The organism is Streptomyces sp. CB01580 (genome assembly GCF_001905795.1).
GTDB lineage: Bacteria > Actinomycetota > Actinomycetes > Streptomycetales > Streptomycetaceae > Streptomyces.
The window spans coordinates 106,244-130,337 of record NZ_LIXJ01000020.1; the positions used below are offsets into that span (position 1 = coordinate 106,244).

Sequence of the window (24,094 nt, forward strand, 5' to 3'; positions counted from 1 at the left end):
TGAGCATGAGGAAGGTACACACGGAAGATCGTTCCGGGGTTGGACATCGTCCCCAATCCACCCGTATCGGGGGTGGTTGGGCGGTTGCGTGTGCTGTCGTCCTCGGTGTGGGATGGCGCCCATGACCGCCAGAACGCTGTACCTGTTCGGTTCCGCCGCACCCCCTGTTCTCGATGTTTCCCTGGTCATCGGCCTGTTGCGGGACCGGGGTTGGGATGTGTGTCTCGGGCTGACACCGACTGCGGCGCGGTGGCTGCGGGAGGAGTTGCCGGAGTTGGAGAAGTTGACCGGGCATCCCGTACGTTCTGAGTACAAGCGGCCGGGTGATCCGGACGTCTGGCCGCGGGCCGACGCGATCCTGCTGGCCCCGGCCTCGTTCAACACCATCAATCAGTGGGCGCTCGGTCTCACGTCCTCGTTCGTCGTCGGTGTCGTGGCCGAGGGGATCGGCAAGGGGATCCCGACGGTGACCATGCCGTGCGTGAACACCGCCTTCGTACGGCATCCGCAGTTCGAACGGTCGGTGGAGACGTTGCGGTCCGCGGGGGTGGACGTGCTGTACGGGAACGGCGGCTTCGTGCCGAACCAGCCGGGCGAACGGCGCCCCGACGGGTATCCGTGGGAGATCGCGGTCGATGCCCTGGACGGTACGTCGAGCGGGGTGGAGTCCGGCTCGACGTGAGCGCGTCGGTTCGGCACGGGCCGGATGCCGCGCCGCGTCGGCCGGACCGTCGCGGTGTGGGCGGGGTCGTGGCGGCGCGTTCCCGCCCGTGCGGCGGTGGGGAGGCGCCCGTGGGGCGGGGAACGGGGCTCGGGCTGCTGGCGAGTGCCCGGGTGGTGTGGTCGAGGCGTCGGCGGGTGGTCCCGCCGCCGCACCCTCGTGACCGAACGGCCCGCACCCTCATGACCGAGCGACCCGCGCCCTCGTGGCCGAGCGACCCGCGCCCCGTTCCCGAGCAAGCCGTGTTCTTGCGGCCGAGCAAGCCGTGGCCGTGCGACCGAGCGATCGCGTCCTCGTGGCCGGGCCACCCGTTTTCTCGCGGCCGAGGAGGAGGACGGCGGAGGAAGGCGGGCCCGGTCCCCGGGCGCTCAGGCGTCCTTGTCGCTCGCCGACTCGTCCGCGATCCGCTCGTGGTGCCGGATGACCTCGGCGACGATGAAGTTCAGCAGCTTCTCCGCGAAGGCCGGGTCGAGATGCGCGCTCTCCGCCAGTTGCCTCAGCCGGGCGATCTGCCGGGCCTCCCGGGCCGGGTCGGCCGGGGGCAGGTGGTGGGCGGCCTTGAGGTGGCCGACCTGCTGGGTGCACTTGAAACGCTCGGCGAGCATGTGGACGACCGCCGCGTCGATGTTGTCGATGCTCTCGCGCAGGCGGTTCAGTTCCGTGCTCACGGACTCGTCGATGTCCTTCGTGGTCATGGTCAGCGAGCTTAGACGGTGTCCTGGGTCCGGCTCAGAGCGCCGGACCGGGCGGAGGGATGGTCGGCGGGTTCTCCGGGTCCGGCACCTGGTCGCTCCAGCCGCCCGGGACGTTGCGGCCCTGCTGTTCGCGGAACCGGACCGGTGCCGAGCCGACGCGGCGGGCGAAGAGCCTGGAGAAGTACGCAGGGTCGTCGTAGCCCACGCGCCGGGCGACCGCGGCGACCGGCAGGTCCGTGGCGACGAGGAGTTCCTTGGCGCGGCCGAGGCGGATGCCGAGGAGGTAGTCCTTGGGGCTGCAGCCCGCCCCGCGCCGTACCGCCGTGCGCAGTTCGGCGAGTGTCATGCCGTGCCGGGCGGCGTGCTCGGCGACGGACAGCGGCTGGAAGGCGTCCCGGGCGAGAGCCTGGAGCACGGGGTCGCCGTCGGGGCTGACATCGGCGCGGGCCCGGCGCAGGGCGACGAGGAGTTCGTGGACGGCGGCTCCGGTCTCGACCTCCAGCAGGGGGTTGTCGCGTCGGGCGGCCCGGACCATCCGGCCCACCGCGGCGCGGGGCCCGGCCGTGTCGGCGAGCGGGACGAGCGGGCGGTCGGGTTCGATGTAGCCGAGTTCGGTGTACGTGGTGGTGGCGGGGCCGGTGAAGTCGACGAAGCTCTCGTCCCAGCCGGTGCCCGGGTCGGCGCCGTAGTGGTGCGGGGTGCCGGGGGTCAGCCAGATCAGGCTGGGTGCGACGACGGGGATCCGGCGGCCGTCGGGCCCGCCGAACCAGCCGCTGCCGGAGTGGACGACGACGGCCACGTGGTGGTCCAGGGTGCGCGGGCCGACCGTCGGCAGGGTGCCGTGCTGCAGCCCCACGCCGAGGCAGACGAGGCCCAGCCGGTGGTGGAGCGGGCTGGGGGTGAAGAAGCGCATCCAGGTGTGATACATCGGCCTTCCTTTCCTCCCCCTCGTCGTGCCTGCCCGGTCGGACATCCTGCCTGGTCGGACATGGTGCCTGGTCGGGCGGGGTCCGAACAATTGTGTCCAAACAGCAGTGATCTTTGTCCATGGACCGGTCGCTCACCAGGGGGCGAGGCTTGGGTGCGACATTCCTCCCGGGTTCGCCCGCTCCGTGGCGCGTGCCCTCGTGCGACGGTTGGCATGCCGCGCCGGGACCGCACGTACAGGAGACGACGAGCACGATGGCTGACTTCACCGTGGGGGACGACCACTTCCGGATCGACGGGAAGCCCGTACGGCTGCTGTCGGGTGCCCTGCACTACTTCCGGGTCCACGAGGCGCAGTGGGACCACCGGCTGGCGATGCTGCGCGCCATGGGCCTGAACTGCGTCGAGACGTACGTTCCGTGGAACCTCCACGAGCCGCGTCCCGGCCGGTACCGGGACGTTGGGGCGCTGGGCCGCTTCCTGGACGCGGCGCAGCGGGCCGGGCTGTGGGCGATCGTCCGCCCGGGGCCGTACATCTGCGCGGAATGGGAGAACGGGGGGCTGCCGGTCTGGGTGACCGGGCGGTTCGGGCGCCGGGTGCGGACCCGTGACGAGGAGTACCTGGACGCCGTGGAGCGGTGGTTCACGGCACTGCTGCCGCAGGTGGTGCAGCGGCAGATCGGCCGGGGCGGTCCGGTGATCATGGTTCAGGCGGAGAACGAGTACGGGAGCTACGGCACCGACCAGGTCTACCTGCGGCGGGTGGCGGGGATGCTGCGCGAGCTCGGCGTGACCGTTCCGCTGTTCACGTCCGACGGGCCGGAGGACCACATGCTCACGGGCGGTTCCGTGCCGGGGCTGCCGGCCACGGCGAACTTCGGTTCGGGGGCGCGCGAGGCTTTCGAGGTGCTGCGCCGCCATCAGCCGAAGGGGCCGCTGATGTGCATGGAGTTCTGGTGCGGATGGTTCGATCACTGGGGTGCCGAGCCGGTCGTGCGCGATCCGGAGGATTCCGCCCGGGCGCTGCGGGAGATCCTGGAGTGCGGGGCGTCGGTGAACATCTACATGGCGCACGGCGGGACGAACTTCGCCGGGTGGGCCGGGGCCAACCGTTCGGGCCCGTTGCAGGACCAGGACTTCCTGCCGACGGTGACGTCGTACGACTACGACGCGCCGATCGACGAGTACGGACGTCCCACGGAGAAGTTCTGGCGGTTCCGCGAGGTGCTGGCCGAGTACGCGGACGGGCCGCTTCCGGAGCCTGCGCCGGAGCCCGCACCGCTGACCGCCCCGGTGCGCGCGGAGCTGACGGACTGGGCCCCGCTTCCCGCTGTGCTGGAGGCGCTGGGCGACGAGGAGCCCGCGCCGTTGGGGGTTCCGCCGACGTTCGAGGAGCTCGGGGTCGACCGGGGGCTGGTGCGCTACCGGGTCGCGGTGCCGGGTCCGCGCATCCCGTACCCCCTGGGGACGGTGGGGCTGCGGGACCGGGCCGTGGTGTACGTGGACGGTGTCCGCGCGGGTGTGCTGAGCGAGGAGAACGGCACCCTGGACGAGCCGGTGGCCGGTCCCGCCGAGGTCGAGCTGTGGGTGGAGTCGCTGGGCCGGGTGAACTACGGGCCGCGGCTCGGTGAGCCCAAGGGGATCACGGGCGGGGTGGTGCACGAACGGCAGTATCTGCACGGGGTACGGGCGCGGGCGCTGCGGCTGGAGGCGTTCGAGGAGCCGGACGCGCTGGCCGGGGTGGTCTTCGAGGACATCCGATGTGCCGGGGAGGCCGGGGAAGCGGGGCGGGCCGGGGGCGCCGGCGAGGCGCGGCGCACCGGGCTGTTCTGGGGCACCTTCGAGGTCACGGGCGCGGCGGGCACGGGGCACGCGGGGCTGGAACTGCCGGGCTGGACGCGGGGGTTCGTGTGGGTGAACGGTTTCGGCCTGGGCCGGTACTGGTCGAGCGGTCCGCAGCGGACGCTGTACGTGCCGGGGCCGGTACTGCGGGAGGGCGCCAACGAGGTGTGGGTGCTGGAGCTGGAGGACGCGGGCGCCCCGTACGCCGAACTGGGTCCGGGGGTGCCCGTCCGGGCCGCGGACGCCCGGGGGGACGTCCGGATGTGAGCCGAGGTCCGGAACGCGGCACCGGGGCCGGAAGGTGGTACCTGGGCCCGGAACGCGGCACCGGGGCCGGAAGGTGGTACCCGGGCCGGGGCGCGGAATCCGGCACCGGCCCATGGCCCCGGCGGATCGCCGGGACCGGGGCCGGTGCCGGTCCGATGGCCCGGAGCCCGTTCCGGTGCCCCCGTTCGCGGGCCCCGGGCCCGGTCGGGTCCGGGTTCAGGAGCCCCGGCTCACGGACTCACGGCCCTACGGACGGGCTCATTGCCTTACGGTCCTACGAACGTGCGGGTTCCCGGATCAGAGCGTGGACGCGGCCGAGGCGATCTGGGACGCGAAGGTCGAGACCTCGGTGTAGACGCCCGGGTAGCCGGGCCTGGCGCAGCCCTGGCCCCAGCTGACGATGCCGACCTGGATCCAGGATCCGGAGTTGTCCTTGCGGAACATGGGGCCGCCGGAGTCGCCCTGGCAGGTGTCCACGCCGCCGGTGTCGATCAGACCGGCGCAGATCTCCTCGCCGGGGACGAGGTCGCCGTTGTACGCGGCCTGGCACTCGGCGTCGGAGACGAACGGCACGGTGGCCTTGAGCAGGTAGCGCTGCTGCGAGCCGCCCTCGGTGGCCGCGCCCCAGCCGGCGATGGTGAAGGTGCCGTTGTTGTACGCGGTGCTGGTGGCGATCTTGAGGGTGGGCTGGTCGATCGGCTTGGCCAGCTTGATCAGTGCCCAGTCCTTGCCCGTGCCGTTGTAGCCGGGGGCCTGGAGGACCTTGGTGGACTTGACCTTGACGGCGCTGGAGGACTGCAGGTCGACGACGCCGGCGGTGGCGGTGATGGAAGTGTTGTTGCCCGATCCGTCCACGCAGTGCGCGGCGGTGAGCACGATGTCCTTGGCGTAGAGGGCGCCGCCGCAGCCCATCGACAGCCGGACCATGAACGGGAATTCGCCCTGGGCCGCACGGGTCCCGCCGACGACGGGCGCGGGCGCCGCGGACGCTCCGGCGGGCTGGAGGCTGACGGCCGCGAGGGCCACGGCGGCTATGACGGAACATCTTTTCAGGGCGCGCAGAAGCTGCTTCAAGGGACTGCCTTCTTTCGTGGGGGGTGTAGGAGATCCCGTGAGGGTTCTCCCGGATCTCGCGGGGTGTGTCCCGCCCTCGCCCGGGGCCCGGCGCACGGGCAGGATCACCCGGATGGTCATGCTCCCGACAAAGGCGTGCTTGGGATTATCGGGAAGCGATCACGACCTCCACAAGGTTCGCTTTTCAGCCAAGATCACCAATGCCCCCGCGGTTACAGTGGAGACCGGTCGGACGTCGCGGACGGGGGTGGACACGTGACGGACAGCGGTCGGGGCCGCAGCCGGGCCGGTGGTGGGCCGGTCGTCCACGGTTTCCCTCATCTCGGGACCGTCCGTTCCGCGATCACGGCGCTGTACCGGAGGCTGTCGTACGACGGGGTGCACGGTTACGCCACGAGCCTCGCCGCGGCCGATGTCGCCTTCTTCGACCACGACGACCTGCACCTCGGGGCCCAGCGGGTGGCCCGGGCCGTGGTCCAGCACCTGCGCCTGCCCGACGCCCGGATGATCGTCGCCTTCCGGACCACGGAGCACGCCGCCACGGTCGAACTCACCGCGGGGCCCGAGTACTTCATCGAACTCAACAACCGGTTCCGCACCCACCGCCGGGATGTCGGCGCCGCTCTCTCGCACGAGATCACGCATGTCCTGCTGCACCGGCTCGGCCTGGAGTTCCCGGGGACGCGGGACAACGAGATCCTCACCGACACCGTGACGGTCTACCTCGGGGCCGGCTGGCTGCTGCTGGACGCCTTCCGCGAGGACGCCGTATCCAGCCAGAAGCTCGGCTACCTCACCCCGGAGGAGTTCGGTTACGTCCTCGCCAAGCGGGCGTTCGCCTTCGGTGAGGACCCCTCCCCCTGGTTCACCAGCCCGCAGGCGTACACGGCTTACACGAAGGGGCGCGCGCAGGCCCTGCGTGACAACCGGCAGCCCCCGCTCGCCTCCGCCGGCTGGGCGTCCCGGCACCGCTACGCCCGCGACCGGCGGGCCGCCCAGGAGCTTCGCGACGCGTCCGCGCATCCGGCCCCCGACGTCCCGTACGCCTTCGAGAACGGCCCGCGGGGACTCCGGGTCTCCTTCCCCTGCCCCACCTGCCACCAGCGCCTGCGCGTTCCGGTGCGCGGCCGGATGCGGGCCCGGTGCGGACTGTGCCGGACGGTCCTGGACTGCGACACCTGAGCGTACGGGCGCCACGATGCCGGTGTCCGGTCATCCCCCGTCCGCAAGAGGCCGGGCCGGCGCACCGGCCGGAGGGCCGACGAGCGGGCAGTGGGTGCCCCGGTAGATCGTCGGCATGCACTTGTTGCAGTGGATGCACAGGGATCGTGCGCCGGGCTCCTCCCTCATGCGGTTCACCAGGTCCGGTTCGCGCAGCAGCGCGCGGGCCATGGCCACGTACTCGAAGCCCTCCGCCATGGCCAGTTCGACGGTCGCACGGCGGGTGATGCCGCCGAGCAGGATCAGCGGGAGACTCAGCGCGGCCCTGAACTGTCGGGCCGAGGGCAGCAGGAACGCCTCCTCGTAGGGGTACGCGCGCAGGAACCGGCCACCGGCAAGACGTATGCCCAGGCGCACCGGCCGGGGGAAGACGGCCGCGAACTCGGTGACCGGCGCGTCGCCCCGGAACAGGTACATCGGGTTGAACAGGGAACTCCCGGCGGTCAGTTCGAGGGCGTCGACCGTGCCGTCCTCCTGGAGCCGACGGGCTACCCGGAGGCTCTCGTCGAGCCAGAAGCCGCCGGGCACCCCGTCGTCCATGTTGAGTTTGGCGGTGACCGCGATCGTGTCGCCCACCTCGTCGCGAACGGCGCGGGCAATGCCGAGGGCGAACCTGGCGCGGTTGTCGAGGCTGCCCCCGTAGGCGTCGTCGCGATGGTTGAGACGGCGGCTGAGGAAGGAGCTGGCCAGGTAGTTGTGGCCGAAGTGCAGCTCGACCGCGTCGAATCCGGACTCGACGGCCAGCCGGGCGGCGGTGGCATGGGTGCGGATCACCCGGGCGATGTCCTCGGGGGTGGCCGCCCTGGTCATCCGCATGCCGAGCGGGCTGAGGAACCGGCCGGGGGCCAGGGCGGGCAGCCGGTTGGAGCGGGCGTCGGCCACCGGGCCCGCATGGCCGAGCTGGGCGCTGACGGCGGCGCCCTCGCGGTGCACGGCATCGGTGAGCCGGCGCAGCCCCGGCACCGCCTCGGGGCGCATCCAGATCTGGCGGCGCTCGGTACGGCCCTCGGGGGCGACGGCGCAGTACGCGACGGTGGTCATCGCGACTCCGCCGGCGGCGGGCCGACGGTGGTACGCGATCAACTCGTCGGTGACCAGGCCGTCGGGCGTCACGCCTTCGAAGGTGGCGGACTTGATGACGCGGTTCCGGAGCGTGAGGGGGCCCAGACGGGCGGGGGCGAAGGGGTCCGGTGGGGCGGGAAGACGCTGTCGGCGGTCCATGCCGGTCTCCGATCGTCGAGAGTAAGGCCGGTACGGGCGAGGCACGGCCGGCACGGGCGAGGCACGGCCGGCACGGTCAGTAGGCGAAGTGCGGCGGTGGTGCACCGGTCGGCGGCACACCGCCCTACCCGGCCCCGTACACCGGCCGCGGCGCCCCCGCGCGGGCGAGCAGCTTGCGGGCCGCCTCCCCCGCCTCGGCCGGCGCCCACCGGGCCCCGCGGTCCTCGGTGGGGCCGGGGCGCCAGCCCTCCATGACCGTGATGCGCCCGGCCTCCGCCTCGAAGACGCGCCCGGTCACGCCGTCGCTCGCGGCCGAGCCGAGCCACACCACCAGCGGGGACACGTTCTCGGGGGCCATCGCGTCGAACTCCCCCTCCCCCGGCGCCGCCATGGTCTCGGCGAAGGTCCGCTCGGTCATCCGGGTCCGGGCCGCCGGGGCGATCGCGTTGACCTGGACCCCGTACCGCCCCAGCTCCGCGGCGGCGACCAGGGTCAGGCCCACGATGCCGGCCTTCGCGGCGGAGTAGTTGCCCTGGCCGACGCTCCCGAGCAGCCCCGCGCCGGAGCTGGTGTTGACGACCCGGGCGACCGGTGGACGGCCCGCCTTGGCCTCGGCCCGCCAGTGCCGGGCGGCCTGACGCAGCGACAGGAAGTGCCCCTTCAGGTGGACCCGCATCACCGCGTCCCAGTCGTCCTCGTCCAGGTTCACCAGCATCCGGTCGCGCAGGAATCCGGCGTTGTTGACCAGGGTGTCCAGCCGCCCGAAGGTCTCCAGCGCGGTGGTGACCAGTGACGCGGCCCCTTCCGCGGTGGCGATGTCGCCGGTGTGGGCGACCGCCTCGCCGCCCGCCGCCGAGATCTCGTCGACCACCTGCCGGGCCGGGCCGTCCGATCCCCCGGCTCCGTCGGCACCGACACCGAGATCGTTGACCACGACCCGTGCCCCTTCGGCGGCGAACGCGAGCGCGTGCGCCCGGCCGAGCCCGCGCCCGGCACCGGTCACGACCACCACCCGCCCGGCACACAGCCCGTTCTCGGCCCGCTCCGTCCGCTCCGCTCGCTCAGGTCGTGCCGCGCCGTATCCGTCCCTGCTCGTGGCCATCACACCTCTTCCCTGTTGGCGATGCGGGGGCAGACTGCTACCTTCCACACCTAACAAATGTTTGGTGGAAAGGTAGCTGATTCGCTCATGGGTGTCTCCACCACGAGCCCGGACAAGGGCATCCGCCTGATCACGGTCGACCACCCGCCCGTCAACGCGCTGCCCGTGCGGGGCTGGTACGACCTCGCCGACGCCCTGCGCGCGGCGGGGCGCGACCCGGAGGTCCGTTGTGTCGTCCTGACCGCCGCGGGGCGCGGTTTCAACGCGGGCGTCGACATCAAGGAGATGCAGCGCGACACCGGACACGACGCCCTGATCGGCGCCAACCGCGGCTGTTACGAAGCGTTCTCGGCGGTGTACGAGTGCGAGGTGCCGGTCGTCGCCGCGGTGCACGGCTTCTGTCTCGGCGGCGGCATCGGGCTCGTCGGCAACGCGGACGCGATCGTCGCGAGCGAGGACGCCACGTTCGGCCTGCCGGAGCTGGACCGGGGCGCGCTGGGTGCGGCGACCCATCTCGCCCGGCTCGTGCCGCAGCACCTGATGCGCGCGCTGTACTACACCTCGCGCACCGCCACCGCCGCCGAGCTGCACGCCCACGGATCGGTCTGGAAGGTCGTACCGCGCGACGAACTCCTGGACGCGGCAATGGAGTTGGCGGGCGAGATCGCCCGCAAGGACGGATATCTGATCCGGCTGGCCAAGGCTGCCATCAACGGCATCGACCCGGTCGACGTCCACCGCAGCTACCGCTTCGAACAGGGCTTCACCTTCGAGGCAGGTCTCAGCGGTGTCGCCGACCGGGTCCGCGACACCTTCGGCAGGGAGGCACGACCGTGACCGAAACCGACCTCAGGGCCACAGCCAGGACCGAAGCCGGGACCGGCGGCTCCGGCCCCGACCCCGACCCCGCCGACGGGACCGGAACCGGGGCCGGTCCGGACGCGAGGACCGACAAGAGCATGACCGCGCGCGAGGTCGTCTCCCGCCTCTCCAGCGGGATGACGATCGGCATCGGCGGCTGGGGCTCGCGCCGCAAACCGATGGCTCTGGTACGGGAGTTGCTGCGTTCCGACGTCACCGATCTCACCGTGGTCTCCTACGGCGGCCCCGATGTCGGCCTGCTCGCCGCAGCCGGCCGGATCCGCAAGCTGGTCGCGGCCTTCGTCACGCTCGACTCGATCCCGCTCGAACCGCACTTCAGGGCGGCCCGCCAGCGCGGCGCGTTCGAACTGATGGAGCTCGACGAGGCCATGCTCATGTGGGGGCTGCACGCCGCCGCGAACCGACTGCCCTTCCTCCCCGTCCGCGCCGGTATCGGTTCGGACGTGATGCGGGTCAACCCCGTTCTGCGCACGGTCACTTCACCGTACGCGGACGGCGAGGAGTTCGTCGCGATGCCCGCCCTGCGGATGGACGCGGCGCTGGTCCACATGAACCGCGCCGACCGGTTCGGCAACGGCCAGTACCTGGGCCCCGACCCGTACTTCGACGACCTGTTCTGCGAGGCCGCCGACACCGCGTACGTCTCCTGCGAACGCCTCGTGGACACCGCCGAGTTGACGGAGAAGGCCGCGCCGCAGACCCTCCTCGTGAAACGGCACTACGTCACCGGGGTGGTCGAGACGCCCAACGGCGCGCACTTCACCTCGTGCGCGCCCGACCACCCCCGCGACGAGGCGTTCCAGAGGGCGTACGCCACCGCCGCCGCCGACCCCGCCGCCTGGGCGGAGTTCGGTGATCGCTTCCTGCCCGCGCACGGCGACGAGAAGAGCTATCAGGCGACCGTCCGGACCTGGCACGAGGAGCAGCAGTGACCACGGATCGCATCACGGATCGCACCAACGACCACATGACGGCCGAAGCGGCCGACCGCGCCCCTGCCGGCACCGGCGCGCCCCCCGCCACCCGGGCCGAGTACTGCGTGATCGCCTGCGCCGACGCCTGGCGGGGCGACGGCGAGGTACTGGCCAGTCCGATGGGCGCCGTCCCGTCCATCGGCGCGCGGCTCGCCCGGCTCACCTTCGCCCCCGATCTTCTGCTCACCGACGGCGAGGCGCTGATCGTCGGCCCGGACGGCACACCGGAGGGCTGGCTGCCCTACCGTCAGCACCTCACCATGGTCACGGGCGGCAGGCGTCACGTGATGATGGGGGCGAGCCAGCTCGACCGGTTCGGCAACCAGAACATCTCCTGCATCGGCGACTGGCACCGGCCCGACCGGCAGCTGCTCGGGGCGCGCGGCGCACCGGTCAACACCCTGAACAATCCGGTGAGTTACTGGGTGCCCAAGCACTCCCGCCGGGTCTTCGTCGAGCATGTCGACATGATCTGCGGCGTCGGGTACGACAGCGCGGCGACGGCCGGTCCGTCGGCGCGGCGCCACCACGGCCTCCGGCGTGTCGTCACCGATCTCGCCGTTCTCGACTTCGCGACCCCGGACCACTCGATGCGCCTGGTCTCGCTACACCCGGGCGTCACCGTCGAACAGGTCCGCGCGGCCACCGGTTTCACGCTCGCCGTCGCGCAGGACGGCGTCCCGTCCACCCGGGAACCCACCGCCGCGGAGCTGCGCCTGATCCGCGAGGTCATCGACCCGGCGGGCGCCCGGAACCGCGAGGTGCGGGGCTGATGCGGACCGCGCTCACCGAACTCGTCGGGGTCCGCCACCCCGTCGTGCAGACCGGCATGGGCTGGGTCGCGGGCCCCCGGCTGGTCTCCGCCACCGCCCGTGCCGGAGCGCTCGGCATCCTGGCCTCCGCGACGATGACACCGGAGCGGCTGCGGGAGGCGGTGCGCGAGGTCAAGTCCCGCACGGACGAGCCGTTCGGCGTCAATCTGCGGGCCGACGCCGGGGACGCGCGCGAGCGGGTACGGATCATCATCGACGAGGGCGTGAAGGTGGCGTCCTTCGCGCTGGCCCCTTCGAAGGACCTGATCGCCGAGCTGAAGGACGCGGGGGTGGTGGTCATCCCGTCGATCGGTGCCCGGCGCCATGCGGAGAAGGTGGCGGCGTGGGGCGCGGACGCGGTGGTCGTGCAGGGCGGCGAGGGCGGCGGCCACACCGGTGACGTCGCGACCACGGTGCTGCTGCCGCAGGTGGTCGACGCGGTGGATATCCCGGTGATCGCGGCGGGCGGCTTCCACGACGGCCGCGGCCTGGTCGCGGCGCTGGCGTACGGGGCGGCGGGCATCGCCATGGGCACGCGGTTCCTGCTGACGTCGGACTCGACGGTGCCGGACGCGGTGAAGGCCCGCTATCTGGCCGCGGGCGTCAAGGACGTCACCGTCACCACGGCGGTGGACGGGCTGCCGCACCGGATGCTGCGTACGGAGATGGTCGCCTCGCTGGAACGCGCGGGCCGGGTACGGGCCCTGGCCCAGGCGGTGCGCCGGGCGGCGGGCTTCCGGCGGATCTCCGGCCTCGGCTGGTCCCGGATGGCGCGCGACGGTCTCGCGATGAGGCACGGCAGGGACCTGTCCTGGAGCCAGGTCCTGCTCGCCGCCAACGCCCCCATGCTGCTGAAGGCGTCCATGGTCGACGGTCGCACCGATCTCGGCGTGATGGCGTCGGGGCAGGTGGCCGGGGTGATCGAGGATCTGCCCGGCTGCGCGGAGCTGGTGGAACGGGTGATGGCGGAGGCCCATGCGGCCCTGGGCACGGTGACACGCGCCCTGGCCCCGTCCCCCGAGGCACCGCCCCGGCCCTCGCCCCCGCCGGGCGACGGAGCGGCGGTGCGGTGACCACGACCGTGGCCGTGGCCGGGCGCACCCCGGTCACGGCCGTGGTCACGGCCACGGTCGCCGCACCTCGTCCGCGTGTGCGCCCGGACGTCTCGGCACGTCCCCCGTACGCCTCCGTGCGTGCGCCCCGCGCGTCTCGGCACGTTTCCCGTGCACCACCGCGCGTCTTTGCACGTCGCTCGTACGGGAGCGACGGCTACGCGGCCCGGCGGCCACGCCCCGTCCGCTCGGTGCCACCGTTCCCGGCACCGGCCCGGGTCCGGGTCCGGGGACGCCCGGTACCGGCCGCGCGGGAGGAACCGCCGCCGGTGGAACCGCCCGAGCCCCGGCGCTCTCCGTCCCCGGCACCCCGGCGCTCGCCGCCTCCGGCGCCCCGGCCCGTGCCTTCGCCGCCCCGGCCGGTGCCGCCGCGGCGGCGACGGCGCCCGCCCGAAGAGGTGCCGGAACCGCCCGGATCGGCACCGCCGGACCGGGTGCGCTGCTTCGGCGGGGTGACCGGCTGCGGGACCTCGATGACGACCGCGACCCCGGACGGTTCCCGGGCCCCGGTGATCCGTACGAGTTCCTCGTCGCCGGAACGGACCCGGGTGGTGCGCGGGGAGATGCCCGCGTCGGCCATCAGCCGGTTCATCTCCCGCTTCTCCTCGGGGAGCACCAGGGTGACGACGCTGCCGGACTCACCGGCCCGCGCCGTGCGCCCGCCCCGGTGGAGGTAGTCCTTGTGGTCGGTCGGCGGGTCCACGTTCACGACCAGGTCGAGGTCGTCGACGTGGATGCCGCGTGCCGCCACGTTCGTGGCGACGAGTGCGGTGACCTGGCCGTTCTTGAACTGGTCCAGAGTCCGGTTGCGCTGCGGCTGCGAGCGCCCGCCGTGCAGGGCCGCGGCCCGTACCCCGTTGGCGAGCAGCCGCTTGGCGAAGCGGTCGGCGGACCGCTTGGTGTCCACGAACATGATCACCCTGCCGTCGCGGGCGGCGATCCGGACGGCGACGGCCTTCTTGTCCGTCTCGTCGACCACGTGCAGCACATGGTGTTCCATCGTGGTGACCGCGCCCGCGGACGGGTCGACCGAGTGCACGACGGGATCGGTGAGGAACATCCTGACCAGCCGGTCGATGTTCGCGTCGAGCGTCGCGGAGAACAGCATCCGCTGACCGCCCGGCTCGACCTGCTTGAGCAGCGCCACGACCTGCGGCATGAAGCCCATGTCGGCCATCTGGTCGGCCTCGTCGAGAACGGTGACGGCGACCTGGTCGAGGCGGCAGTCCCCGCGCTCGATGAGGTCCTTCAGCCGGCCCGGCGTGGCGACGAGCACCTCGGCGCCCCGTCGCAGCGCGAGGGACTGCCGGTTGATCGACATGCCGCCGACGACGGTGGTCAGGCGCAGATGCACGGAGGTGGCGTACGGCGTCAACGCGTCGGTGACCTGCTGGGCGAGCTCGCGGGTCGGGACGAGGACCAGCGCGAGAGGCGCCCGCGGCTCGGCACGCCGCCCGGCGGTACGGGCGAGCAGCGCGAGGCCGAAGGCGAGGGTCTTGCCGGATCCGGTGCGACCGCGGCCGAGGATGTCCCGGCCGGCCAGCGAGTTCGGCAGCGTGGCGCCCTGGATCGGGAAGGGATCGGTGACCCCCTGCGCCGCCAGGGTCTTCAGCAGGGCCGCCGGCATGTCCAGTTCGGCGAACGCCTCGACGGCGGGCAGTGCGGGAGTCAGGGTCTCGGGCAGGGCGAACTCTCCCTGCGGCGGCACGGCCCTGCGACGGGACGACGCCTTGCCGGAGCCCTTGCCTGCGCCCTTGGCGGCCGCCTTCGCCGGGGCCGTGCCACGCCCCCTCGACGGGCGGTTGCGGGCGGGTCGGTCCTGGCGTTCGGAACGGGTCATACGGAATTGCCCTCCTGGGGATTCCTGGAATTTCCCAGAACCCCGGGGAAACTGCCGGGACCGCTGGGAACACAGCGTGATGGGACGACGGACCGCGTGAGCGGGCCCGGGGCCACGGGGACAGCACAAGCCGGGACCCGCACCTCGACGGTGCGGGCCCCGGCTGCGGGTTGCGCGTCCGACGGTCAGGCCGGGACGATGTTCTCCGCCTGCGGGCCCTTCTGGCCCTGCGTCACGTCGAACGTGACCTTCTGGCCCTCGTGGAGCTCACGGAAGCCGGTGGAGCTGATGTTGGAGTAGTGGGCGAAGACGTCGGCGCCGCCGCCGTCCTGCTCGATGAAGCCGAAGCCCTTTTCCGAGTTGAACCACTTCACGGTTCCAGTGGCCATGTCATTCTCCTCAAGAGGTGCAGTGCCGGAAATCCGCACTTCACGAATTCCGCGTCGCCGCATTGAGCCCCATCCGGAGAAAGCCGGAAAACAATAATGCGCCCGACGAAGCATTCCCGTCAGGCGCACATCATGTTCATGGGTACCAAAACTGCAACGCGGCAACCGTAGCACGTTCCGTCGGCCGCGGCGGGGACGCGCCACGCCGCGGCCGGTGGATTCCGGCCCGGGCCGGAGGAGATCAGAGCCGTTCGACGATCGTCACGTTCGCCTGACCGCCGCCCTCGCACATGGTCTGGAGCCCGTAGCGGCCCCCGGTGCGCTCCAATTCGTGGAGCAGCGTCGTCAACAATTTCGCACCGGTTGCGCCGAGCGGGTGACCCAGAGCGATCGCGCCGCCGTTGACGTTCACCCGGTCGAGGTCGGCGCCGGTCTCCTTCAGCCAGGCCAGGACCACCGGGGCGAAAGCCTCGTTGATCTCGATCAGGTCCATGTCGTCGATGGTCATGCCGGTCCTCGCGAGCGCGCGGGCGGTGGCCGGGATCGGGGCGGACAGCATGCGGATCGGGTCCTCGCCGCGCACGGAGAGGTGGTGGACGCGGGCGCGCGGAGTGAGGCCGTGCTCGGCCACGGCGCGTTCGGAGGCCAGCAGTACGGCGGCCGCCCCGTCGGACACCTGCGAGGAGCAGGCCGCAGTGATCGTGCCGCCCTCCATGACCGGCTTCAGCGCGGCCATCTTCTCCAGGGTGGTGTCGCGTCGCGGGCCCTCGTCGGTGGTGACGTCGCCCACGGCGACGGTCTCGCGCGCGAAGCGGCCCTCGTCGATGGCGCGGAGCGCGCGCCGGTGGGAGCGCAGGGCGAACTCCTCCATGTCGAGGCGGCTGATGCCCCACTTCTCGGCGATGAGCTGGGCACCGTGGAACTGGTTGACCGGCGCGTCGCCGTACCGGGCGCGCCAGCCCTCGCTGCCCGCGTACGGCCCCTCCGTCAGACCGAGCGGTGCGGCGGCCTGGCGGGAGGCGAAGGCGATCGGGATCTGCGTCATGCTCTGGACACCGCCCGCGACGACCAGGTCCTGGGTGCCGGAGAGCACTCCCTGGGCGGCGAAGTGCACGGCCTGCTGGGAGGAGCCGCACTGGCGGTCGACGGTGACGCCGGGGACCTCCTCGGGCAGTCCGGCCGCCAGCCAGCAGGTGCGGGCGATGTCGCCGGCCTGCGGCCCCACGGTGTCGAGGCAGCCGAGGACCACGTCGTCGACGGCCGCCGGGTCGATCCCGGCCCGCTCGACGAGGGCCTTGAGCGCATGGGCGCCGAGGTCGGCGGGGTGGATCCCGCCGAGGCCGCCCCCGCGCCTGCCGACCGGGGTGCGTACCGCTTCGATCACGTATGCCTCGGCCATGACTGCCACTCCTTCACGGGGCTCACGGGTTCGGGTCCGCCCAGGGGTCAGGTGTCCAGGGCGATGCCGTCCAGGACCATCGAGAGGTACTGACGGGCGATCTCGTCGGGGCTGTGCTGTCCGCCGGGCCGGTACCAGGAGGCCGCGACCCAGACGGTGTCGCGGACGAACCGGTAGGTGAGGCGGATGTCGAGGTCGGCGCGGAAGGTCCGGTCGGCGACGCCGCGTTCCAGTGTGCCGAGCCACGCCTGCTCGAACTCGCGCTGGGAGTCGACGAGGTACTGGAAGCGCGGCTGGGTCGCCAGGTGCTTGGACTCCTTCTGGTAGATGGCGACGGCGGCGCGGTGCCGGTCGATCTCCCGGAAGGACTCGGTGACGAGGGCCTCGATGGTCTCCCGGGGGCCGAGTCCGGCGGCGAGCACCGCCTCGTAGCCCTCCTGGAGCTCGGTGAGGAAGGTCGAGAGGATCTCGTCGATCATCGACTCCTTGGAGTCGAAGTGGTAGTAGAGGCTGCCCGCGAGCATCCCCGCCGCGTCCGCGATCCTACGGACGGTGGTGGCGTTGTATCCCTGCGCGGCGAACACCTCGGCGGCGGTGTCGAGCAGTTCGCGGCGGCGCTCGGGCGAGGGGGTCACCTGGGGCTTCTTCTTGGTAGGCACCTGCCCATTCTCCGCCCGCGGCCCCCTGCCCCGGACGTCGCGGGCACGGCGGCGTCCGTCCGCTCAGAGCCTGTCGGATGACCTGCGACCGGGAAGCGGACGTGGCATGGTGCGTGCGATTCCAAGGCGCCGGGATGTCTTCGTAGCGGAGCTACGAGGGCATTCCGGCAACGCCGGGAGCGTGCGTGCCAGGGCGTGGCCGCCCGGTCAGAGGTCATCCGACAGGCTCTCAGGCACGCTGGCTGCTCACCGCGACGACCTCGCCCGTCATGTACGAGGAGTAGCCGCTGGCGAGGAAGACGATGACGTTGGCGACCTCCCACGGTTCGGCGTACCGGCCGAACGCCTCCTTCTCGGTCAGTTCGTCGAGGAGCTCGGCGGAGGTGACCTTCACCAGGTGCGGATGCATGGCGAGGCTGGGGGCGACGGCGTTGACGCGTACGCCGTACTCGGCGGCCTCGATCGCGGCGCACCGGGTGAGCGCCATGACGCCCGCCTTGGCCGCCGCGTAGTGGGCCTGGCCGCTCTGGGCGCGCCAGCCGACGACGGAGGCGTTGTTGACGACGACGCCGCCGCGCCCCGCCGCCCGCAGCGAGCGCAGGGCGGCCCGGGTGCAGCGGAAGGTGCCGTTCAGGGTGACGTCGAGGACCTTGGTCCACTGCTCGTCGGTCATCTCGGTGAGCGGCGCGGTGCCGCCGAGGCCGGCGTTGTTGACGACGATGTCGAGTCCGCCGTGGGTGCGTTCGGCGAGCGCGAGAAGGGCCCGGACCTGCGCCTCGTCGGTGACGTCGCAGGGCAGTGCGGCGACGCGGTCGGCGCCGAACTCCCCGGCGAGGGCGCGCTCCGTCTCGCCGAGGCGGCGGGCGTGCGCGTCCCCGATGACGACGCGCGCGCCCTCCTCCAGGAATCTGCGGGCGGTGGCGCCGCCGATTCCGGTGCCCGCGGCGGCGGTGACGACCGCGCTCCGGCCGGCCAGCAGCCCGTGTCCGGGTTCGTACTGCGGTGCGCTCACGCCCGTGCCTCCTCGGTCCCGGTCCGCGGGGTTCTCGACGGTGCCCAGCCCGTACGTTAACCTACCAAACACTTGTTAGGGAAGGATGAGCCGATGCCCGATGCCCACGAGACGTCCGCCGGTCGCCCCCACACCGACACCGACGACGAGACCGGCACCGACACCGACGAGGTCGTGCTGTACGAACGACGGGGCCCCGTCGCGTACGTGACGCTGAACCGCCCGCGCTACCGCAACGCGCAGAACTCGGCGATGACCTACGCCCTGGACGCCGCGTTCTACCGGGCCGCCGAGGACTCCGAGGTGAAGGTCGTCGTGCTGGGCGGTGCCGGGGACCACTTCTCGGCGGGCCACGACATCGGCTCCCCCGGGCGCGACGCCCATCTGCCGTTCCGGCGCCGGGCGGGGCTGTGGTGGGACCACTCCGACAAGGCGGGCGCGGAGAGCCGCTTCGCCCGCGAGGCGGAGGTGTATCTCGGCATGTGCAGGCGCTGGCGCGAACTGCCGAAGCCGGTCGTCGCCGCCGTCCACGGGGCGTGCGTGGCGGGCGGGCTGATGCTCGCCTGGGTCTGTGACCTGATCGTGGCGAGCGAGGACGCCTTCTTCGCCGATCCGGTGGTCCGGATGGGCATCCCCGGTGTCGAGTACTTCGCGCACCCGTGGGTGATGCCGCCCCGGATCGCGAAGGAGTTCCTGTACACCGGCGACCGGATGAGTGCCCGCCGCGCCTACGAGATCGGCATGGTGAACAAGGTGGTGGCGCGCGACGGACTCGCCGCCGCCACCGAGGATCTGGCCCTCCGGATCGCGCGGATGCCGCGTCTGGGGCTGGCGCTCACCAAGCGCGCGGTCAACCAGGCCGAGGACCTCCAGGGGCTGCACACCGGCCTCGACTCGGTCTTCGGGCTGCACCACCTGGCGCACGCGCACAACGCGGAGACGGCACAGGACCCGCTCGGGGGCATGGACGTCGCCTCGATGAAGCGGGCGGGGAACACGGAACCGCCGGACACGGCGGGGACAGGAGCGCGGGCGCACACGGCGGAGACTGCGGGACGGGCGGGCGCGGCGGAGGCGGCGGGACGGGCGGAGGGCTGATGGACCTGTCGTGCACCGCCGACGAGGAGGCGTTCCGGGCCGAGGCCCGGACATGGCTGCGGGCCCACGTGCCCGACGAGCCGCTGCCGTCCCTGGAGACCGCCGAGGGCTTCGCCGCGCACCGGGAATGGGAGGCGCGGCTGCACGCGGACCGCTGGTCGGTCGTCTCCTGGCCGCACGCGTACGGCGGGCGGGGCCTCGGCCTCTTCCACTGGCTGGCCTTCGAGGAGGAGTACTACGCGGCCGGCGCCCCCGGCCGGGTCTCGCAGAACGGCATCCATCTGCTGGCCCCCACCCTCTTCGACCACGGCACCGAGGAGCAGCGGGCCCGGATCCTGCCGTCGATGGCGAGCGGCGAGGTGATCTGGGCGCAGGCGTGGTCCGAACCGGAGGCGGGCTCGGACCTGGCGTCGCTGCGGTCGCGGGCGGTGCGCACGGAGGGCGGCTGGCTGCTGTCGGGGCAGAAGACCTGGTCCTCGCGGGCGGCGTTCGCGGACCGGGCGTTCGGCATCTTCCGTACGGACCCGGAGGCCGCGAAGCCGCACCACGGGCTGACTTATCTGATGTTCGACCTGGCAGCGCCGGGGGTGACGGTGCGTCCGATCGGGAGGCTGGACGGCAAACCGGCCTTCGCCGAACTCTTCCTGGACGAGGTGTTCGTGCCGGACGAGGACGTCATCGGGGAGCCGGGACAGGGCTGGCGCATCGCCATGGCGGCGACGGGCGCCGAGCGGGGGCTGACGCTTCGCTCCCCCGGCCGCTTCCTGGCCGCCGCGGACCGGCTGGCCGCGCTGTGGCTCGACCGGGGCGACCCGTCCGACTCCGCGCTGCGCGACCGGGTGGCGGACGCGGTGATCGGGGCGCGCGCGTACCAGCTGTTCACCTGCGCGGGCGCCTCGCGGTTCGCGGCGGGGTCGGCCGTCGGCGCCGAATCGAGCCTCAACAAGGTGTTCTGGTCCGAGTACGACATCGCGCTGCACGAGACGGCGCTCGATCTGCTGGGCCCGGACGCGGAACGGGCGGACTCCGCATGGGCCGAGGGATACGTCTTCTCGCTCGCCGGCCCCATCTACGCGGGCACCAACGAGATCCAGCGCGACATCATCGCCGAGCGTCTGCTGGGCCTGCCGAAGGGACGGCGCTGATGCGTTTCCTCCTCGACGACGAGCAACGGGACTTCGCCCGCTCGCTGGACGCGATGCTGACGGCGGCCGGTACCCCGTCGGTGGTACGGGCCTGGGCCGCGGGGGACTTCGGGCCGGGGCGGGCGCTGTGGGGGCGCCTGGCGGAGGCCGGGGTGTTCGCGCTGGCGGTGCCGGAGGAGTACGGGGGTGTGGGGCCGCTCCCGGTCGAACTGGCCGTCTCCTTCACCGAGCTGGGGCGGCACGCGATGCCGGGGCCGGCGGTGGAGACGGTCGCGGCGGGGGTGCTGCTGGCGGGCGTCGGGGGCGCGGCGGCGAAGGAATGGCTGCCGCGTCTGGCGTCCGGCGCGGCGTCGGCGACGTTGCGGATGGACGGGTACGGACCGTACGCGCTGGACGCGGACGCGGTGGACGCCGTGTTCACGGTGGCCGGTGAGGTGTTGTGGTCGGCACCGGGCCCAGGGGCGCTCTCGCCGTCGTCGGACCCGGCCCGGCGGCTGCTGAGCCCCCCGCCGGGCGGAGACGTCCTGGCGTCCGGGCCCGGGGTGGTCCGGGCGGCGGCGCGGGCCGGGCAGTGGGCGGCGTTCGCGACGGCGGCGCAGGCGCTGGGCACGGGCGAGGCGCTGCTCGGAGCCACGGTCGATCACGTGAAGCGGCGTTCCCAGTTCGGCACGGCCATCGGATCCTTCCAGGCGGTCAAGCACCGGCTCGCGGACGTGCTGACCGGGCTGGAGTTCGCCCGTCCGCTGCTGTACGGGGCCGCGCTCGCGCTCTCCGAGGGGGCGCCGGACGCCGACGCCCAGGTGGCGGCGGCCAAGGTGAGCGCGGGCGAGGCGGGGTACGCGGCGGCGCGCGCGGCGCTGCAATTGCACGGCGCGGTGGGCTACACGCAGGAGCTCGACCTGTCGCTGTGGCTGCGCAGGGCACGTCCGTTGCGGGACGCGTGGGGAACGCCGGGGGCCTGCCGGGCGCGAGTGCTGGCGGGGCTCGCGGACTCCTCCCGCGCGCCGCGGGGGGCGACGGGAGAAGCCTGAGAGGCCCGGGCCGGTCAGGTCTCGTACGGGGCGCCGTCGGCGGGCCGGTGGATGGTGCGCACCGGTGCCCCGGGCCGCCACACCCGCAGCACCATTTCGCCGGAGTCCAGGTTGGTCAGGACCACCTCGCCCAGTTCCGCACGGAAGAGCTGGAACGGCTCCGGCGGTTTCGCCTCCTCGGTGAAGCGGGCCAGGAACGCGGGGTCGGTCACCTCCACCGCCCGGCCGGAGACCCGGACGTCGCCGTCCGCCAGCTCCGCGTCCGGCCCCGGATTGGCCTGCACGGCGAAGCGCGGATCGCGCAGCAGGTCCAGCGCCTTGCGCGAGTCGGGCATCATGCCGAGCAGCAGCTCGCCGAAGCGGAAGTCCACCTCCAGTCCGGTGACCCGCGGCGCACCGTCCTTGCGGAGGGTGGCCAGGACGTGGTGCCGGTACAGCCCGAAGCGGGTCCGGACAGTGCCGGCGAAGGCGGGGTGGGCGGCCTCGAACGCCGCCCAGGAATTCCATGAGGTCGATGTCATGGGGACAGGAAATCCGGGAAACCCGACATCCTCTGTCCGTTTTCCCGGGGCATTCGCCCGGAAGGCCGTCTCGCGGTGGAGGCGTCCCCGGCTGCTGGGGAGCGCGGCGGGTCACCCTCTGACGATGCCCCGGGCCCGTGCGGCGGCCAGCCAGTGCGGGAACTCGGCGATCAGCCGGTCGTACAGCTCGGCGTCCGGCATCCGGCTCGGCTTGCGTCCGGCGTGGAAGAAGCCCGCGTTGTCGACGGGACGCCGCTGCGGAACGGGCAGTTCGTCGAGCTTGCGCAGGAAGTCGAACTGGCTGCTGCGCCTGTTGCCGAAACCGACGAACTGCCAGAACAACGGCAGCCCGGCGGCCTTGCAGAGGTAGCGTTCCGCCGCGTGCTTGCTGCTCGGGCCGCCGTCCGTCTGGAAGACCACCAGCGCGGGGGCGGTCGACCCGCTGTCCAGGTAGTGGTCGATGACCGCGTCCATGGCCAGGTGGTAGTTGGTCAGCCCCATGTGGCCCAGACCCGCCGCTATCGTGTTGATCCGGCCCCGGTGGTTGTCCAGGGCCATGTCGGTGACGGCATCGATGTCGGTGGAGAAGAAGACGACGGGAACCCGGCCGTCGTCGTCCAGGTGCGCCGAGAGGCCCAGGACCCGCTCGGCCAGGGCCTGGACACTGCCGTCCCGGTAGTACGGGCGCATGGAGCCGGAGTGGTCGAGCACGAGGTAGACAGCGGCCCGCAGCCCGCCCATGCCGTTCTTCGTCAGGGAGACCGACGCGCTCTTGTAGAGGCTGACCAGCGCGGGCGCGGTCTCCTCGATCCGCCGGAGACCGATCGCCGGACCTGCGGTGCTGAACGAGCCGACCATACGGGTGCTCCGATCCTCGGCGTGCCGGACTTCCGAGCTTAAGGGCTGTCCCGTAGTCCCTGGCGGGCGCCCGACGACGGCTGCGGCACCTCGCCGCGTTGTCGGAGGGGCCCGCATACGCCCCCCGTATGCGGGCCCCTCCGCCTTGGATTCGAAGGCCCCGGACGCCGCTCCTTCTCCCACTGCCCCTCGTGGGCGAGGTCGTTAGGACACCCGCGCGCACCCCCGTCGGCGGCCGTTCGCTATTTTGATCGCCGCCGCCCCCACCGGCCGCTTCATGTCCGCCCACCGTGAGGAGCCCGCCGTGGATGCCGAGGCCACCACCTGCTTCCGTCATCCGTCCTACGAGACGTATGTGAGCTGCGTCCGCTGCGAACGGTTCATCTGCCCCGACTGCATGCGGGAGGCGGCCGTCGGCCACCAGTGCGTGGAGTGCGTGAAGGAGGGGCAGCGGTCGATCCGGCAGGCCCGTACGGTGTTCGGCGGTGTGGTGTCGAGGACCGCCGTGCCGCTCGTGACGTATGTGCTGATCGGGCTCAACGTCCTCGCGTACCTGGGCGAGTTGGTCCGTCCGGAGATCGTCGACCGGTTCGCGATGCTGGGCGCCGGGCTGACCGCCCCCGACGGGAGCCAGTACCTGTACGAGAACGGGGACTTCACCGGCTTCGACGTGATCGGGGTGGTGGACGGGGAGTGGTACCGGCTGCTGACCGGGGCGTTCCTGCATCTCCCGCCGACCGGGACGTCGTTCGGGGCGCTGCCCTTCGGGATCCTGCACATCGTCTTCAACATGTACGCGCTGTGGAACCTGGGCCGGGTCGTCGAGGAGCAGCTGGGCCGGGCCCGGTATCTGGCGCTGTATCTGCTGTCGGCGCTGGGCGGTTCGGTGCTCGTGTATCTGATCGCACCGTTCGACGGCGCGGTGGGGGCCTCGGGCGCGGTCTTCGGTCTCGGGGCGGCGTTCTACGTCATCAACCGGCGCCTGGGGCGCGACATGCGGGCGGTCAACCGGTTCATGGCCGGCTTCCTTGTCTGGATGCTGATCTCGGCCGGATTCACCTCGTGGCAGGGGCACTTGGGCGGGCTGCTGACCGGTGGCATCGTCACGGTCGCGTACGCGTACGCCCCGGCGAAGGGCCGGACCGCGGTCCAGGCCGCCGCGTGCGTGGTGCTGCTCGCCGTGCTGGCGCTCCTGGTGGTGCTCAAGACGTCCGCGCTGCTGGAGTGAGCCGGCCCGCGGCCCGTTCGCGGCAGCGGCACACGACGGACGGCGGCCACCCCCGACGTGCCGC

At 72.5% G+C, this 24,094-nt stretch carries 23 protein-coding genes; 11 read left to right on the forward strand and 12 right to left on the reverse strand.

The window, feature by feature from the left end:
• Positions 1-121 precede the first annotated feature (121 nt).
• A complete protein-coding gene (locus AMK22_RS25575) occupies positions 122-682 on the forward strand; it encodes a flavoprotein (protein WP_073788717.1) in 561 nt (186 codons plus the stop codon).
• 407 nt (positions 683-1,089) lie between these two features.
• Here the strand turns inward: AMK22_RS25575 and AMK22_RS25580 are convergent, their stop codons facing one another.
• Positions 1,090-1,416: a chorismate mutase gene (locus AMK22_RS25580; protein ID WP_073788719.1), complete on the reverse strand. Its 327-nt coding sequence runs from the start codon at positions 1,414-1,416 to the stop codon at positions 1,090-1,092.
• 34 nt (positions 1,417-1,450) lie between these two features.
• Positions 1,451-2,344, reverse strand: coding sequence for a helix-turn-helix domain-containing protein (locus tag AMK22_RS25585; protein ID WP_073788721.1), 894 nt, complete (start codon positions 2,342-2,344; stop codon positions 1,451-1,453).
• 254 nt (positions 2,345-2,598) lie between these two features.
• Between AMK22_RS25585 and AMK22_RS25590 the strand changes: the two genes are divergently transcribed.
• Positions 2,599-4,452, forward strand: coding sequence for a glycoside hydrolase family 35 protein (locus AMK22_RS25590; protein ID WP_073788723.1), 1,854 nt, complete (start codon positions 2,599-2,601; stop codon positions 4,450-4,452).
• 297 nt (positions 4,453-4,749) lie between these two features.
• On the opposite strand, the gene AMK22_RS25595 is transcribed toward AMK22_RS25590, so the two are convergent.
• The gene (locus tag AMK22_RS25595; RefSeq protein WP_073788725.1) at positions 4,750-5,526 is read right to left on the reverse strand and encodes a S1 family peptidase; all 777 of its coding nucleotides are present in this window, start codon (positions 5,524-5,526) and stop codon (positions 4,750-4,752) included.
• A gap of 255 nt (positions 5,527-5,781) precedes the next feature.
• Between AMK22_RS25595 and AMK22_RS25600 the strand changes: the two genes are divergently transcribed.
• Positions 5,782-6,708, forward strand: a complete 927-nt coding sequence (locus AMK22_RS25600; protein WP_073788727.1) for a hypothetical protein — start codon at positions 5,782-5,784, stop codon at positions 6,706-6,708.
• Positions 6,709-6,738: 30 nt separating this feature from the next.
• On the opposite strand, the gene AMK22_RS25605 is transcribed toward AMK22_RS25600, so the two are convergent.
• Together AMK22_RS25605 and AMK22_RS25610 are read right to left on the reverse strand one after the other, a co-directional pair.
• A complete protein-coding gene (locus tag AMK22_RS25605) occupies positions 6,739-7,968 on the reverse strand; it encodes an NADH:flavin oxidoreductase (RefSeq protein WP_073788729.1) in 1,230 nt (409 codons plus the stop codon).
• Positions 7,969-8,092: 124 nt separating this feature from the next.
• Complete coding sequence (locus tag AMK22_RS25610; RefSeq protein ID WP_079186398.1) at positions 8,093-9,070, reverse strand: SDR family oxidoreductase; 978 nt, start codon at positions 9,068-9,070, stop codon at positions 8,093-8,095.
• A gap of 87 nt (positions 9,071-9,157) precedes the next feature.
• On the opposite strand from AMK22_RS25610, the gene AMK22_RS25615 reads away from it, so the two are divergent.
• The 4 genes from AMK22_RS25615 (at position 9,158) to AMK22_RS25630 (ending at position 12,811) form a co-directional block, all read left to right on the forward strand.
• Complete coding sequence (locus AMK22_RS25615; protein WP_073788731.1) at positions 9,158-9,907, forward strand: enoyl-CoA hydratase family protein; 750 nt, start codon at positions 9,158-9,160, stop codon at positions 9,905-9,907.
• A gap of 122 nt (positions 9,908-10,029) precedes the next feature.
• The gene (locus tag AMK22_RS25620) at positions 10,030-10,884 is read left to right on the forward strand and encodes a CoA transferase subunit A (RefSeq protein WP_073788936.1); all 855 of its coding nucleotides are present in this window, start codon (positions 10,030-10,032) and stop codon (positions 10,882-10,884) included.
• A 35-nt stretch (positions 10,885-10,919) separates the two neighbouring features.
• Positions 10,920-11,699, forward strand: coding sequence for a CoA-transferase subunit beta (locus tag AMK22_RS25625; RefSeq protein ID WP_073788938.1), 780 nt, complete (start codon positions 10,920-10,922; stop codon positions 11,697-11,699).
• Positions 11,699-12,811, forward strand: a complete 1,113-nt coding sequence (locus AMK22_RS25630) for an NAD(P)H-dependent flavin oxidoreductase (protein ID WP_073788733.1) — start codon at positions 11,699-11,701, stop codon at positions 12,809-12,811. The genes AMK22_RS25625 and AMK22_RS25630 overlap by 1 nt, the downstream gene beginning before the upstream one ends.
• Positions 12,812-13,007: 196 nt before the next feature.
• Here AMK22_RS25630 and AMK22_RS25635 read toward each other — a convergent pair whose 3' ends face one another.
• The 5 genes from AMK22_RS25635 to AMK22_RS25655 all read right to left on the reverse strand — a co-directional run bounded on the left by AMK22_RS25635 (position 13,008) and on the right by AMK22_RS25655 (position 18,149).
• Positions 13,008-14,690: a DEAD/DEAH box helicase gene (locus AMK22_RS25635; RefSeq protein ID WP_073788735.1), complete on the reverse strand. Its 1,683-nt coding sequence runs from the start codon at positions 14,688-14,690 to the stop codon at positions 13,008-13,010.
• Between the two features lie 185 nt (positions 14,691-14,875).
• Complete coding sequence (locus tag AMK22_RS25640) at positions 14,876-15,079, reverse strand: cold-shock protein (RefSeq protein ID WP_073788737.1); 204 nt, start codon at positions 15,077-15,079, stop codon at positions 14,876-14,878.
• Positions 15,080-15,320: 241 nt separating this feature from the next.
• Positions 15,321-16,478, reverse strand: a complete 1,158-nt coding sequence (locus AMK22_RS25645) for an acetyl-CoA C-acetyltransferase (RefSeq protein ID WP_073788739.1) — start codon at positions 16,476-16,478, stop codon at positions 15,321-15,323.
• 47 nt (positions 16,479-16,525) lie between these two features.
• A complete protein-coding gene (locus AMK22_RS25650; RefSeq protein ID WP_073788740.1) occupies positions 16,526-17,137 on the reverse strand; it encodes a TetR/AcrR family transcriptional regulator in 612 nt (203 codons plus the stop codon).
• Positions 17,138-17,366: 229 nt separating this feature from the next.
• Positions 17,367-18,149, reverse strand: coding sequence for an SDR family oxidoreductase (locus AMK22_RS25655; RefSeq protein ID WP_073788742.1), 783 nt, complete (start codon positions 18,147-18,149; stop codon positions 17,367-17,369).
• A 93-nt stretch (positions 18,150-18,242) separates the two neighbouring features.
• Between AMK22_RS25655 and AMK22_RS25660 the strand changes: the two genes are divergently transcribed.
• The 3 genes from AMK22_RS25660 to AMK22_RS25670 are packed head-to-tail and all read left to right on the forward strand — an operon-like array spanning position 18,243 to position 21,423.
• Positions 18,243-19,247, forward strand: coding sequence for an enoyl-CoA hydratase (locus AMK22_RS25660; RefSeq protein ID WP_079186399.1), 1,005 nt, complete (start codon positions 18,243-18,245; stop codon positions 19,245-19,247).
• Complete coding sequence (locus AMK22_RS25665; protein WP_073788744.1) at positions 19,247-20,392, forward strand: acyl-CoA dehydrogenase family protein; 1,146 nt, start codon at positions 19,247-19,249, stop codon at positions 20,390-20,392. Before AMK22_RS25660 ends, AMK22_RS25665 begins: the two co-directional genes overlap by 1 nt.
• Entirely contained in the window at positions 20,392-21,423 is a 1,032-nt protein-coding gene (locus AMK22_RS25670) for an acyl-CoA dehydrogenase (protein ID WP_073788746.1), read from the forward strand. Before AMK22_RS25665 ends, AMK22_RS25670 begins: the two co-directional genes overlap by 1 nt.
• Positions 21,424-21,437: 14 nt before the next feature.
• Here AMK22_RS25670 and AMK22_RS25675 read toward each other — a convergent pair whose 3' ends face one another.
• Positions 21,438-21,944, reverse strand: a complete 507-nt coding sequence (locus AMK22_RS25675; protein ID WP_073788748.1) for a pyridoxamine 5'-phosphate oxidase family protein — start codon at positions 21,942-21,944, stop codon at positions 21,438-21,440.
• 111 nt (positions 21,945-22,055) lie between these two features.
• The gene (locus AMK22_RS25680) at positions 22,056-22,802 is read right to left on the reverse strand and encodes a vWA domain-containing protein (protein ID WP_073788750.1); all 747 of its coding nucleotides are present in this window, start codon (positions 22,800-22,802) and stop codon (positions 22,056-22,058) included.
• A gap of 304 nt (positions 22,803-23,106) precedes the next feature.
• On the opposite strand from AMK22_RS25680, the gene AMK22_RS25685 reads away from it, so the two are divergent.
• The gene (locus AMK22_RS25685) at positions 23,107-24,030 is read left to right on the forward strand and encodes a rhomboid family intramembrane serine protease (RefSeq protein ID WP_073788940.1); all 924 of its coding nucleotides are present in this window, start codon (positions 23,107-23,109) and stop codon (positions 24,028-24,030) included.
• The last annotated feature ends 64 nt before the right edge of the window (positions 24,031-24,094 follow it).